Raw genomic sequence first — 13,785 nt, 5'->3', positions numbered from 1 at the left:
GGTGCCGGCGCTCGCCGGCGAGCCCCCGGTGCACGCCTCGCCGTCAACGGCGGCGGAACCCTCCCTTGAGATTCTGCGGCCGTGCCATCTCCCGCTGCATACCCATCTGCCGCGCGTTGTAGGCGCGGTCCAGTGAGTGGCGGTCCAGTTGCGGCGGGGTCATCTGCCGCGTGTTCATCTGCGAACGATTCTGGATGGCGCTTTGCGCGGCGTCGCGCTGAGCCTGGGTGGTGTGCTGCTGCAGGGTGCCCGCCGCCTGCTGTTTCTGTTGCTCGCTGAACGAGGGCCTGGACCACTGGCCGTTGTCGCGCGCCTCCCAGCCATCCTGCACGCGCCGCGCCACGTTGCCGCTGCCGTCCGCGAACACGTCGTTGGCGCGGTTGTCGGCGGGGCGTGCGCGCGGCAGTTGCGCTTTTGCGCTGGCGGCATCCGCCAGCCGCGCGCGGTTGGCGGGGCTGGTGTAGAGGTTGTCGCGGGCGCGGTTCAGGTTGATGCGGTCGCCGCCCTGCAGCTTGTTGCCGATATTGGTGCGGTTGCCGATGTTGATATTGTTGCCGATGTTGATGTCGCCGGTGTTGATCACCACCGGGCCGCGATAGCCGCCGCCGTACCAGCCGTTGCAGCAACCCCAGGGCCGGTAGCCGCCGGGGTAGCCGCCGCCCCAGGCCATGCCGAAGCTGAGAAAGCCGTTGGAATAGGACAGGCCGAAGCTCCATCCGGTCCACGGGTTGTAGCCCACATTGAACCCCCAGGTCGGCGGCCGCGGGTAGTAGTAGCGGCCGAAGTAGGGCGGGTAGTACCAGCCGGTGCCGTACACCGGCACGCCGTAGTAGGGGAAGCTCCACAGGTAGCCCGGCAGGTAGCCGACGTAGACCACCTCCGGGGTGGATTCGTAGATATGCACATACGTGGTGTTGTACACCGGTGAACTGGGCGGAATCTGCTGGATCTCCTCGCGCGGGATGCTGTCCGCCACCTGCCAGGGACCGGTGGCATCGGCGGCGGTGAACCACACGCCGTTGTCCACCGCGTAGTAGCGCCCGCCGACTTCCAGCACCTGGCTTGCGGTATTCACCGCGTAGGCCACGCTGGTGCCGGGAATCTTCTCGAACGTCGGCTTGCCGTCGTAGCTCACCGCCAGCGACGCCTCGCTGCGTTTGATCGCGGCGGTCTGCGGCACCTGTGCATCGAGTACCGCGTCTTCAGCTTCCTCGGTGCCGGCCACCGCGCTGCGCAAGCCGCCGATGTCGGAGTCCGGCGGGATGCGGGCGAAGGCGGTGGGCAGTTCGTCGGCAGGCACGAAGGTCCACGGCCCTTTTTCTGATTTTGCGCGGTACCAGCGTCCGGACAGCAACAGGTACATATTGCCGGTGGGCAGGTCGCGCAGCCAGGGTGACTCGGTGTTCTCCACGTACAGCAACTCGCCGCCGGTGAGGGATTTCCATGCGGGTTTGCCCTGGGTGACGATCAGCTCGCTGGGCTCGTCCGCGGTCACGATGGCCGGAGGGGTGTCCGGTTGCGGCGTGTCGTCTTCGGCGGGGGGCAGCATGCGGGCGAGGTCCGCCGGCGGCGAGGTGGTTTGCGTCCACGGGCCCATCGGGTCGGCGGCCCGGTACCAGAACTTGCCGGAGGACAGCCAGTACTCGTCGCTGCCCTTGCGGCGCACCACCGCCATGGGGGTGTTGAGCACGCGCTCGTAGGGGCTGTTGTCGATGGCGCCATAGCGGGGCTTGCCGTCGTACATCAGCAGCACCGCGGGCTGCTCGCTGAACAGGATGGCCGGCGGGTCGTGGCGCAGGTTCTCCAGGCTCTTCACTTCCGCCTCGGCGGTTTGCAGGCTGGCGGTGAGGCGCTCCATGGAGATTTCGAAGCCGTTTTCAGGCAGTGCCCCCTCGACGATGGCGGTGAAGCGCTGTTCGGCGGCGTCCTTGGAGTCGGGCCATTTCACCTGGGTGACGCGCACATCGCGGATCAGGGCGGTGCCCGCGGCGCGGTCGGTGTCCAGCTTGGCCTCGAACCAGAACGCGCCGAAGATCGTCTCGTCGCTGTTGTTGAGCTGTAGGGACATGGCGGCGCGCCCGCGCAGCACGTTGCCCTGCAGGGACTCCGGCTGCGGCTGGTAGACCACGATGCTGCCCTCGTCGGTGACCACTTCCTGTGGCCAATCCACGGCCGTGGCCGGAGCGGCGATGAGTGCGAGAAGGGTAGTGAACCACCACAGGCGGGGGAGCCAGGCAAAGGTGTTGTGCTGCATCTTGTTATCCCTCGGTTCAGGCTTTCCCAGTCTAGACCAGCGCCTGTCGAGCCGCGACAGGCTCCGGCGCGCGGGTGGCTGGGGTATAGTGCGGGCTTCCCGTTGTCACCGAGAAGCCTGCATGCCTTTGTTTTTGGATCGCGCATCGATGATTGCAGTGTCGATAGCCTGCGCAGCGAACAGCACGCCAGCGGGAAGCCGCGGGCGATGAGTGAGGCTACTCCGCGTTTTCGCTGTGCCTGGCTGCATATCGGGCTGGGCAAGACTGGCTCCACCGCCGTGCAGGCCCAGTTGCTGGCCAGCGCCGCGGTGCTGGAGCGCAGCGGTCTGCACTACCCGCGGCATTTCCCGCACCTGCGCGCCTTCGGCGGCAATCACTCGCCCGTGCTGCGTGGCCTGTTCGATACCAGCACCGAGCGCTCGCGCATTCTCACCATGCTCGGCCTGCGCAGCGAGGCCGCCCTGCAGCGCTTCAACCGGCAATCGCTGGACTGTCTGCGGCGCGGCTTCGAATCCAGCGAGGCGCCGCAGTTGCTGCTCTCGGCGGAGGGAGTGGGGCACTTCCCGCGTCCGGCGCTGCAGGCACTGGCCGCCTGGCTGGGGGAGATCGCTGAGGAGGTGCGGGTTGTCGCCTGTGTGCGCCATCCCCTGGATGCGCTGTCCAGCGAGATTCAGCAGCGGCTCACCGCCGGCGCGGTGCTGGAAACGCTGTACGCCGACCCGCCGGTCTACCCCCTGCGCAAGTTGTTCACGCGGCTGGCCGACAGCTTCGGCGAGGACAGCCTTGTGCTCTACGACTTCGCCGGCGCCACCTGCTATCCCGGCGGCCTGGCCGCGGCGCTGCTGGAACATACCGGAGTCGCGGTCCACGGGCTCGCCCCGGAGCCGCCGCGCGCCAATCCGAGCATGAGCCACGAAGCGGCGCTGTTGCTCAGTGCGCTCAACGCCCAGCGCGGCCTGTTTGCCGGTGGCGGGCGCAATCCCGAGCGCGCCCCGGACGACGTGCAGCGCATCGCCAGCCTGCCCGGGCGCAAGTTCAGTGCGCCGCCGGCGGTGTACGCGCTGGTGGAGCAGCGCATGGCCGACGACCTGGCCTGGCTGGAGGCGCGGCACAAGCTGGTGCTCTCCGCGCCCGAGCGACCGGCTGCGGACAATGAGGACCCCGGTTTCAGCCAGGCTGACATCGACGACCTCGCCCTGCGCCTGGCCGACGAGGCGCGCCTGCGCTATGCACTGTCCAGTCCGCTGCGCCTGCCGGCGCGCTACCTGCGGCAGTGGTGGCGGCGCCTGCGCAGTTGCCTGCCCGGCGCTGAGGGATAGGCCGCCCGAACCGTCTATAGTGAGTGTACTTTTCGAGCGCCGCCGCGAGCCGCGGCGCCCGGGCCAACCGACCCTGGAGACAATAAATGACTGTGACCACTACTGCCCGCTGGCGCCTGCCCGCCGCCCTTGCTCTGTCCGCAGCGCTGGCCGGCTGCGCCACCAGCGACAATCAGGCCCCGGCGGGACCGCCGGTGGCGAAAGTACAGGATGTGGTGGAAACCCACTGGGGCGTGCAGGTGCACGACCCCTACCGCTACATGGAGAACCTCGAGGACCCGTATGTCGAGGGCTGGTTCAAGGGCCAGGCCGACTACACCGCGTCCGTGCTGGATGCGCTGCCACAGACCGCCAGCCTGGAGCAGCGGCTGAAGGAACTCGACGCCGGCAAGCCCTACTGGACCTACGCCGTCCATCGCGAGGCGGATGGCAGCCTGTTCTTCATGCGGCGCAACGCCGGCGAGAGCGTCGGCAAGCTGTATTTCACGCCCGCGGGCGGGGAGCCGCGTCTGCTGGTCGACCCCGAGACGCTGGGCGGTGACGGCGAAGAGCACTACTCGCTGGAACTGTACTCTCCCTCGCCGGACGCGCGCTATGTGGCCTACGGCCTGGCCCAGGGCGGCTCCGAGGAGACCACCTACTACGTGATGGAGGTCGCCAGCGGTGAACTGGTGGGCCAGAGCATCGGCAACATCGAGACCGCCTACAACGCGCCGGAGTGGACCGCGGACAGCGAGGGCTTCTTCTACAGCCGCCGCCGCGACCTGCCGGCGGACGCCCCGGCCACCGAGGTCTACAAGCAGACCAGCGTGCGCTACCACCGCCTGGGCAGCGACCCGGCCGCGGATCCGGTGATCGCCGCCTACGATCGCTCGCCGCGCATGCCGATCAGCGATGTGGACTTCCCGAGCATGGTGATCACGCCCGGCTCGAAGTACGCGGTGGTCAAGGTCAAGCACGGCGACTCCAACGAGATATCCCTGTACAGCGCGCCCATGGACAGCCTGTTCGAGGCCAATATTCCCTGGCGCAACATCTGTACCGCCAGTGACCTGGTGGTGGACTTTGCCGTGCACGGTGACGAGATCTACCTTAAAACCGGCCAGGATGCGCCGCGCTACCGGCTGGTGAAGACCTCGCTGGCCGCGCCGGACCTGGCTGCGGCCACCGAGGTCGTACCCGCCGGCGACGTGGTGCTGGACGCGGTGTACGCCGCGGCCGATGCGCTGTACCTGGACACGCGGGTCGACGGGGTGAACAAGGTCATGCGCCTGCCCTATGGCGGCGGTGCCCCGCAGCCCCTGCCGGTGCCCGGCGATGCCGCGGCCTACGTCAGCGCGGTGTCCGAGACGCTGCCCGGCGTGTATACCTATGTCACCGCCTGGACCGTGGGGCCGCTGACCTACGCCTACGACCCGGCCAGCAATGCCTTCACCGACACCGGCCTGCTGCCCAAGGGCAAGTTCGACGCGGTGCCGGGCTACGTGTCGGAGGAAGTGCTGGTCACCAGCCACGACGGGGTCAAGGTGCCGGTGTCCATCCTGCGCCGTGCCGACGTGAAGCTGGACGGCAGCAACCCGACCATCGTCTACGGCTATGGCAGCTACGGCCTGTCCATGGACGTGAACTTCTCCGCCATCCGCCTGGCCTGGCTGGAGCGCGGCGGTGTCTACGCCATCGCCCACGTGCGCGGCGGCGGCGAGTACGGCCAGGCCTGGCACTACGCCGGGCGCATGCTGAACAAGCCGAACACCTGGAAGGACGCGATCGCCGCCGGTGAATACCTGGTGAAGAACGGTTACACCAGCCCCGAGCATATGGCGGTCATGGGCGGCAGCGCCGGGGGCATCCTGGTAGGGCGCGCCATCACCGAGCGTCCGGACCTGTTCGCCGCCGCAGTCAGCCAGGTGGGCATGACCGACACCATTCGCGCCGAGACCACTACCAACGGCGTGCCCAATATCCAGGAATTCGGCACCGTCACCGAGGAAGACGGCTTCAAGGGCCTGCTGGAAATGAGTCCCTACGCGCATGTGGAGGACGGCGTCGCCTACCCGGCGGTGCTGTTCACCCACGGCTACAACGATCCGCGCGTGAATCCCTGGATGTCCGGCAAGCTCGCCGCGCGCATGCAGGCCGCGACCACCGGTGGCCCGGTCCTGCTGCGCGTCGAATACGGCGCCGGCCACGGCATCGGCTCCACCCGCGGGCAGGTCCTCAAGCAATACGCCGACATCTACAGCTTCCTCCTCTGGCAACTCGGCGACAGCTGAGCTTGATGACCCCGGTTTAAAAAAAGCGCACTGCTTTTACGGTCAAAAAGGGCTCTGACCCCTTTCTTTTTAGAGGAGGGCGCCGAGGGCCCAGAACACAAGCATTGCGAGGGCGAGGGTGAGGAGGTGGTTGCGGGTTTTCCAGGCGAGCAGCGTGGCGACCAGCAGGGCGACCAGTTCCGCGGCGCCGGGCAGGCCGCCCTGGCCGGGGGCGGTGAGCAGGGCGACCACCAGGGCGGCGAGCACCGACGGGCCGACGTATTCCATGGCCACCGACACGCCGTGGGGGATGCGCCGGTTGGCCAGTGCGAGGATGAACAGGGCGCGGCTGGTATAGGTGCCCAGGCCTGCGATGACAATGGCGATGAGTCCGCTCATTTGCGCGAGCCCTCGTACAGCAGCCCAAACACGATACCCGCCGCGGCGCCGAGCAGCAGGCCGGAACGGTGCGGCAGGTCCGCCGCGAGGAAGGTCACCGCGGCGGCGATCAGCGCGGCCGCCGCTTTCGGCCAGCGGTCGATGCCCATCACTACCAGCGCGGTAAACATCACCGGCACCGTGAAACCCAGCCCCCATTCGCTGGGGATGGTCGGGCCGATGATGATCGCCAGCCCCGTCGCCGCGCACCACAGCAGCCAGAAGGTGAGCCCGGTCGCCAGGTAGTAGGCGCGGAACTCCTCGGGCGGCAGGTGCTTGCGCAGCACGCACAGGGCGAACACCTGGTCGATGAGGAAGTACGAGCCCACCCAGCGGAACCACGCCGGTTGCTGCTGGAAGGCCGGGGCCAGCGCGGCGGAGTACATCAGGTGGCGGGCGTTGACGATGAGCGCGGCCATCACCGCCGCCGCCACCGCCGCGCCGTCGCTGAGCAGGGTGATCAGGGTGAGCTGCGAGGCGCCGCCGTAGATCACCCAGGAACTGCTCCAGCCCACCAACGCCGAGAGTGGCGCGTGCAGGATGGTCACCCCGAGCACGAAGGCGAAGGGGATGGCCGGGATGAACAGGGGCAGGGCGTCGATGATGCCCCGCCGCACGGTCTGGCGCGTGGAGGTCATGGGCGCGTAGTCTACTGGCCCGCTATGGCAACCGCCATAACTGCGTCCTTCGACAGCGCTATCGGCCTGGCTCCGCAGTGGCGTGAGCAGAACAGCCCCCTGTGCTGTTCCTGTTCGGTCTCGCGGACCCAGCCGGGACCTGCAGCGCCAACCCCGTCCAGCGGCGCCATCCCATTTGTCACAGCGCTCCCCGCGCCTGCCACCTGTGCCGCCCCGCCCTTGCGTCGCGCCCGGCCAGCGGTTAATGTGAAACGAGTATTTATAAAAATAATCACGGGTAACACGATGCCGGAACCCCTTGGCCCCTGGGCCGACTACGTCGAACTGCTGAAGCCCGCAGGCGACCTGCTCGACCTGACCTGGCGCCCCGACGACCCGGAGTACCGCGCCGACGTCTACCGCCAGCTGGCGATGAACCTCTCCTACGCCTATTTCCAGTATTTCCAGGCCGACCCCCTGCACCCGGAATTCATGCCCCTGTGGAATTCCGTCTACCTGCTGCAGCCGAATCCGGACGACGTGTACTACTACGCGCCCATCGACGGCCACCGCCAGTACCGCATCAGCGGCGACCGCGGCGAGACCTACATGGTCCACTTCCAGTTCGGCGCCGGCATGATGGGCATGGTCTACCCGCCCGGCCGGCAGATCAGCTACCTCGATGCCCGCGAACTGCAGCCGGATGCGAAGGGTCGCTTCGAGTTCATCGCCAGCGTCGAACGCCCGGCGGGCTATATCGGCACCTGGCACGAACTCGACCCGAGCTGCGACTTCATGATGGTGCGCCTGCGCTCCTACGACTGGGGCGGCGAGGCGGACACTCGCCTGGCCATCGAGTGCCTGGACGCGCCGCCGGTGAAGCCGCGCATGAGCCCGGCGCAGATCGACCACAAGCTGCGCGAGATGTTTACGCTTTCCGAGCGCTGGAGCCGCCTGTGGTTCGAATACCAGCTGGACCTCATCGCGCGCCTGGGCAGCAACAGCTTCGAACTCAACCGCTTCGAGGGCATGGGCATCCAGAACCAGGACTACTGGACCGCGGTCTTCGAGCTGGAAGAGGGCGAGGCCCTGCTGCTGGAGACCGACCTCCCCGCACAGCGCCACTACTGGAACGTGCAGCTCAATGACCCGTACTTCAACGCGGTGGAATTCGTCTACCGCCAGACCAGCCTCAACGGCCACACCGCCAGCATCGACCCGGACGGCCGCTTCCGCGCGGTGATCGCCCTGGAGGACCCGGGCGTGGCCAACTGGCTGGACCCGGGCGGCTTCCGCCAGGGCACGGTGTTCGGCCGCTGGACCGAGTGCGATAGCGCACCGGTGCCGACGCTGACCCGGGTGCCGCTCGCACAATTGGAAGCCACCCTGCCTGCCGGCATGGCGCGCGTCACACCCGAACAGCGCGCGCAGGCCCTGCGCGAGCGACGCCTCGGCGCGCAGCTGCGCCGGCGCTGGTAGCCCCACAACCCGCAGCCCTACAGGGAGAGACCATGGCCTGGGACCCAAAATGGACGGCGCCGACGCGCTTCTACCGCAGCGAGGACTACCTGCACGAGGCGGCCATCGCCATGACCGGCCTCACCGATTTCGGGGAGGACGACTACCAGACCGGCCTCGCCGTGGTGCTCGCCTCGATGGACGCCGACCCCAGTTTCACCCCCGCCGGCCGCCAGCTCGCCTGGGATGCCGTGCTGCTCACCCTGATGGCGCGGCTATACACCCAGGAGGGCTGGAAGGCGCACCCGCAGTGGCAGTACAACGCCATCGAAAAACCGCTGGTCATTACCGGCCTGGTGCGCTCGGGCACCACCGCCCTGCACAAGCTGATGGGCGCGGACCCGCAGTTCCAGGGCCTGGAGCACTGGCTCACCGTGGCCCCCATGCCGCGGCCGCCGCGTGAGGAATGGGAATCCCACCCCGCCTATCAGCGCGCGCTCAACTACCTGGCGCGGCTGTTTGGCGTTTCACCGGAGGCGGCGGCCACGCATAACATCGTCGCCCATGAATACGACGAGTGCCTGGAACTGCAGCGGCAGAACTTCACCAGCAACCGCTGGGCCTGCACCTGGTACTCCGGCGGCTACGACGCCTGGTGGCAGAGCCAGGACGAGCGCCCCAGCTTCGACCGCTACGTGGATATCCTCAAGCTCATCGGCTGTTACGACCAGCGCCGCTGGCTGCTAAAGAACCCGGGCACCGCCGGCCACCTGGCCTGGCTGTTCGAGCACTTCCCGGACGCCTGCGTGGTGCAGATGCACCGCCACCCGCTGCGCGCGGTGCCCTCGATCAGCAGCACCATCCAGTTCATCCACCGCGCCTTCGAGGGCGAGGGCGCCGAGGTCACTGCGCCGCTGCTCGGGGTGCGCGAGATGCACAAGTGGATCGACGCCATCGAGGCGGGCTACCCGGTGCGTGAGCAGCACGAGGACCGCTTCATGGATGTCTACCACAAGGACCTGCACGCGGACCCGATGGGCACCATCAGGCAGATCTACGAGCGCTTCGAGATCGAGATGAGCGCCGACGCGGAGCGCCTGATCGGCGAGCGTATCCGCGCCAACCCGGAGGGGCAGGTGGAGCACCGCTACGACCTCGCGGACTTCGGCCTCACCGAGCAGGGCATCCTCGCGCGTTACCGCTGGTACCTCGAGCGGTTCCAGCCGCAGCTCTAGGACTTCAACCGCAACGCGCGACGCCAACCGCCAGCGTTGGCTTGCGCCCAACACGTCAGCAGGAGGAGCCGCCATGCGCGCCGCCGTCTTCAACCAGGTGGGCCAGCCCCTGGAAATCCGCGAACTGCCGGACCCGACACCCGGCCCGGGGCAGGTGGTATTGCGCGTCGAGCGCTGCGGTATCTGCGGCACGGACCTGCACTACACCGACGGTTCCGGCGCCACCTATGAAGCCGGCTTCGTGCCCGGCCACGAGAGCGGCGCCGAGGTGGTTGCGGTGGGCGCGGGGGTGGATTTTCTCAAGGTGGGCGACCACGTCGTGCCGCACCCGGTCAGCGGTTGCGGCGCCTGCGCCGAGTGCCTGTCCGGCTCGCCCTTCTGGTGCAGCCAGCTGACATTCAACATGGGCGGCTTCGGCCAGTACAAGACCTCCGGGGCGCGCGCCTGCATTAAGCTGCCCGAGGGCCTGTCGCTGGCGGATGCCGCGATTGTCGAACCGCTCACCTGCGGCCTGCACGGAGTGGCGCTGGCCGGCGTGCGGCCCGGCGCCACGGTGCTGGTGATCGGCGCCGGCCCGATTGGCCTCGCGGCCATCTACTGGGCGCGCCGGCTCGGCGCGGGGCGTATCGTCGCCGCCGCGCGCTCCACCCGCCACGCGGAGAAAGCCATGACCATGGGGGCCGACGCCTTCCTGGCCATGGACGATGATTTTGCGGTGCGCCTGCAGGAGCAACTCGGCGGCGCGCCGGAGCTGGTCTTCGAATGCGCCGGTGCCCAGGGACTGGTGGCGCGCTCGGTGGAACTGGTGCGCCCGCGCGGCACGGTGGTGGTACTGGGCATGTGCTTTCACGCCGAGACCTTCGTGCCGGCGACGGCCGCGCTCAAGGAAGTCACCGTGCGCTTCGCCGTGGGCACTTTGCTCGAGGAGTTCCGCACCGTGGCCGACACCCTCGCCGCCGGTCACCTGGAACCGCTGGCCATGGTCACCGATACGGTCTCACTGGACCAGCTCCCCACCGCGTTCGAGTCACTGCGCCAGCCCGGCCACCAGTGCAAGGTGCTCGTCGACCCCTGGCGCTAGTAGCGGGGTCGACGCGCTCGCCCCGGCCCGCCGCTGCCGGGCTGCATTCAGAGCGTCTGGAAAAAAAGCTGTCGGGGCGGTTTCGCCCGGGCCGGGGGCCTCAGTGCGCGGCGGGTTCGCTAGCGACTGCGGCCCTCTCAAGCCCGCGCTGGGCGTAGGCGCTGGGCGATACCCCGTACTGCTGCTGGAAGCGGCGCGAGAAATGGCTGGGGTTGCTGTAGCCCACCTCGTAGCAGGTGCGGGTGACACCGTTGCCCGCCGCGATCAGCTCCCGTGCCCGCTCCAGGCGCCGCTGCTGGATGTACTCCATCGGGCTCACGCCCAGCGCATCGCTGAACTGCTGGTAGAACTTGCTGCGTGACATGCACGCGATACGGCACAGCTCGCCAACTTCGATCGCCTCGCCCAGGTGCTGCTCGATATGGGCGATGACCTGGGCCAGTGCGTCCGCGGTCGGGTCCAGGGCGGCGCAGCGGCGGATGAAATCCCGGCCCTGCCGGCGCAGCATGCGCGTGACCAGTTCGGTGACACCGAGATCCAGCACCAGGTCGCGCTCGCTGTCATCGCTCAGGAAGCAGCTGACGATGCGCGCCAGCAACTGCTGGGTGGCCTCAGTGTGGTACAGGTGCAGCACCTGCTCCGGGCGCGGCGACCACTCGCCGAGCAGGCCCGGCGCCGGGTGCTGGCGGTTCAGGCGCTCGCATTCCAGGCGCAGCCGCTCGCGGCTGATGCCCAGGGTCAGGCAGGTGGTGGGGTTGTTCGCGGTGGCCTCGGGAAAGTCGATGTCGACGCTTTCGCCGGGGGCCATGACGAAGGATTCGTGGGGGGTGAACGGCGCGTCCGCCAGGCCCTGCCCGTGCAGCACCTTGCGCCCGCTGAGCATGCCGCAGTAGAGCAGTTCCTCGGCGTCCAGGCGCACCCGCTCGGCGGCGGCGTAGGTGTCGTAGATGGACAGTTCGGCGCTGTGGCTTTCATAGAGGGTGCGGTTCTCCACCAGCTGCCGCGGAGGCCGAAGCCCGCCGCGCCGGCGCACCGCCGCGATTTCCTTACTCAAGTTATTTTTCTGCATACGTCACCTGGCTGCTGCCGGCCGTCCTGCCGTCGGTAGGGACCAGTCGCGCACCCCACGATAGGGCGCCCCGGCGCTGGCCAAAGCGCAATCTTCCCACAATCGCCGGCCCCGCGCACCGTTCTGCCGGCGCTCGGCCGCAAGTCCCGCGAACGCTCGGAGCAAGTCGTGCGGACGCTCAGTCCAAGTCCTCCGGGCGCTCAGTCCAAGTCCTCCGGACGCTCAGTCCAAGTCCTCCGGACGCTCAGTTTAGTCCCGCGGACGCTGGTGCTAGCGCGCCGCCCCCGATTGGCTATGCTTTGCACGGATACGACCCGGGGTACCGCCGCGTCGGCGCCCCGTTATGCCAATAACAAGGAGTAGCCGCAATGATTTATGCCAACCCCAGCGAAGTAGACGCCATCCTCACCTTCAAGACCCAGTACGGCAACTTTATCGGGGGCGAATGGGTGCCCCCGGTGAACGGCCGCTACATGGATAACCCCAGCCCGGTCAACGGCGAGGTGTTCTGCAGCGTGCCGCGCTCGGACGCCGCCGATGTCGAACTGGCCCTGGACGCCGCCCACGCCGCCGCGCCGGCCTGGGGCAAGACCCCCGCCGCCGAGCGCTCCAACCTGCTGCTGCGCATCGCCGACCGCATCGAGCAGAATATCGAGAAGCTTGCCGTGGCCGAGACCTGGGACAACGGCAAGCCGGTGCGCGAGACCCTCGCCGCGGACATCCCACTGGCGGTGGACCACTTCCGCTATTTCGCCGGCTGCCTGCGCGCCCAGGAAGGCACCATGGCGGAGATCGACGAGACCACCGTCGCCTACCACATCCACGAACCGCTGGGCGTGGTCGGCCAGATCATCCCCTGGAACTTTCCCATCCTGATGGCCGCCTGGAAACTCGGCCCGGCGCTGGCCGCCGGTAATGCCGTGGTGCTCAAGCCCGCCGAGCAGACCCCGGCATCCATCCTGGTGCTGGCAGAGCTGATCGCGGACCTGCTGCCCCCCGGCGTGCTGAACATCGTCAACGGCCTCGGCGAGGAGGCGGGTCAGGCCCTGGCCAGCAGCACGCGCATCGCCAAGATCGCCTTCACCGGCTCCACCCCGGTGGGCAAGCACATCCTCAAGTGCGCCGCCGAGTCGCTGATCCCGAGCACCGTCGAGCTGGGCGGCAAAAGCCCCAACGTCTACTTCGAGGACGTGGTGCAGCACGAGGACGACTACCTGGAAAAATGCGTCGAGGGCATGACCCTGGCCTTCTTCAACCAGGGCGAGGTGTGCACCTGCCCCTCGCGTGCCCTGATCCAGGAATCCATCTACGACAACCTGGTGGAACGCGTTATCGAGCGCTCCAAATCCATCGTGCGCGGCAACCCGCTGGACACCTCGACCCAGGTCGGCGCCCAGGCCTCCGCAGAACAGTTCGAACGCATCATGAACTACATCAGCGTGGGCAAGCAGGAGGGCGCCAAGGTCCTGCTCGGCGGCGAGGCGGAATCCCTCAAGGCGCCGCTGTCCGGCGGCTATTACATCCAGCCCACCATGCTGTTCGGCCGCAACGACATGCGCATCTTCCAGGAGGAGATCTTCGGCCCGGTGATCAGTGTCACCACCTTCAAGGACGAGGCCGAGGCACTGGCCATCGCCAACGACACGGAATACGGCCTCGGCGCCGGCGTCTGGACCCGCGACATGAACCGCGCCTACCGCATGGGCCGCGCGATCCAGGCGGGCCGCGTGTGGACCAACTGCTACCACGCCTACCCGGCCCACGCGGCCTTCGGCGGCTACAAGAAATCCGGCATCGGCCGCGAAACCCACCACAAGGCCCTCGAGCACTACCAGCAGACCAAGAACCTGCTGGTCAGCTACAGCACCAGCCCGCTCGGCCTATTCTGACTTCGGGCCTCCAGGCCTCCTGCTTAGCCCGCTTTTGCGGGCTTTTTTTTTGCGCCTTTCTCCGGTGCGGGATCGCCGGCTGGCTGGTTTGTTCATGGCCAGAGGCGGCAGCCCTTCCAGGGTTCGAAAAGCGCACTCACCCTGGAAGGGCTGACGCCTCCGGCCGCGCGAC

The 13,785-nt window shown here is 68.0% G+C and carries 10 protein-coding genes; 6 read left to right on the top strand and 4 right to left on the bottom strand.

The features are described 5' to 3' along the window. Positions 1–43 precede the first annotated feature (43 nt). On the bottom strand, positions 44–2,254 hold the full coding sequence (locus E4634_RS15160) for a carbohydrate-binding family V/XII (RefSeq protein ID WP_240725206.1): 2,211 nt from the start codon (positions 2,252–2,254) through the stop codon (positions 44–46). Between the two features lie 207 nt (positions 2,255–2,461). Between E4634_RS15160 and E4634_RS15155 the strand changes: the two genes are divergently transcribed. Both E4634_RS15155 and E4634_RS15150 read left to right on the top strand, forming a co-directional pair. Beyond that, on the top strand, positions 2,462–3,574 hold the full coding sequence (locus tag E4634_RS15155; RefSeq protein ID WP_135445405.1) for a hypothetical protein: 1,113 nt from the start codon (positions 2,462–2,464) through the stop codon (positions 3,572–3,574). A gap of 86 nt (positions 3,575–3,660) precedes the next feature. Further along, on the top strand, positions 3,661–5,847 hold the full coding sequence (locus E4634_RS15150; protein ID WP_135445403.1) for a prolyl oligopeptidase family serine peptidase: 2,187 nt from the start codon (positions 3,661–3,663) through the stop codon (positions 5,845–5,847). A gap of 69 nt (positions 5,848–5,916) precedes the next feature. Here the strand turns inward: E4634_RS15150 and E4634_RS15145 are convergent, their stop codons facing one another. Together E4634_RS15145 and E4634_RS15140 are read right to left on the bottom strand one after the other, a co-directional pair. After that, positions 5,917–6,225, bottom strand: coding sequence for an AzlD domain-containing protein (locus E4634_RS15145; RefSeq protein ID WP_135445401.1), 309 nt, complete (start codon positions 6,223–6,225; stop codon positions 5,917–5,919). Beyond that, positions 6,222–6,902: an AzlC family ABC transporter permease gene (locus tag E4634_RS15140; protein WP_135445399.1), complete on the bottom strand. Its 681-nt coding sequence runs from the start codon at positions 6,900–6,902 to the stop codon at positions 6,222–6,224. The genes E4634_RS15145 and E4634_RS15140 overlap by 4 nt, the downstream gene beginning before the upstream one ends. 285 nt (positions 6,903–7,187) lie before the next feature. Here E4634_RS15140 and E4634_RS15135 point away from each other — a divergent pair, with 285 nt between their 5' ends. The 3 genes from E4634_RS15135 to E4634_RS15125 all read left to right on the top strand — a co-directional run bounded on the left by E4634_RS15135 (position 7,188) and on the right by E4634_RS15125 (position 10,655). Next, positions 7,188–8,360 carry a hypothetical protein gene (locus E4634_RS15135; protein ID WP_135445397.1) on the top strand — a complete coding sequence of 391 codons (1,173 nt, stop codon included), beginning with the start codon at positions 7,188–7,190 and terminating at the stop codon, positions 8,358–8,360. Between the two features lie 32 nt (positions 8,361–8,392). Then, positions 8,393–9,574 (top strand): sulfotransferase family protein, encoded by a 1,182-nt coding sequence (locus E4634_RS15130; RefSeq protein ID WP_135445395.1) that lies wholly within the window; start codon positions 8,393–8,395, stop codon positions 9,572–9,574. Between the two features lie 73 nt (positions 9,575–9,647). Beyond that, entirely contained in the window at positions 9,648–10,655 is a 1,008-nt protein-coding gene (locus E4634_RS15125; RefSeq protein ID WP_135445393.1) for a zinc-binding dehydrogenase, read from the top strand. Positions 10,656–10,755: 100 nt separating this feature from the next. Here the strand turns inward: E4634_RS15125 and E4634_RS15120 are convergent, their stop codons facing one another. Further along, positions 10,756–11,709: a helix-turn-helix domain-containing protein gene (locus E4634_RS15120; RefSeq protein ID WP_206046909.1), complete on the bottom strand. Its 954-nt coding sequence runs from the start codon at positions 11,707–11,709 to the stop codon at positions 10,756–10,758. Positions 11,710–12,092: 383 nt separating this feature from the next. Between E4634_RS15120 and exaC the strand changes: the two genes are divergently transcribed. Next, positions 12,093–13,613 carry an acetaldehyde dehydrogenase ExaC gene (exaC, locus tag E4634_RS15115; protein WP_135445389.1) on the top strand — a complete coding sequence of 507 codons (1,521 nt, stop codon included), beginning with the start codon at positions 12,093–12,095 and terminating at the stop codon, positions 13,611–13,613. The last annotated feature ends 172 nt before the right edge of the window (positions 13,614–13,785 follow it).

This window comes from Mangrovimicrobium sediminis (assembly GCF_004745945.1).
In the GTDB taxonomy this organism is placed as follows: domain Bacteria; phylum Pseudomonadota; class Gammaproteobacteria; order Pseudomonadales; family Halieaceae; genus Mangrovimicrobium; species Mangrovimicrobium sediminis.
Note: the sequence above shows the minus strand (reverse complement) of the source record. Positions and strands in the feature narration are given on the sequence as shown.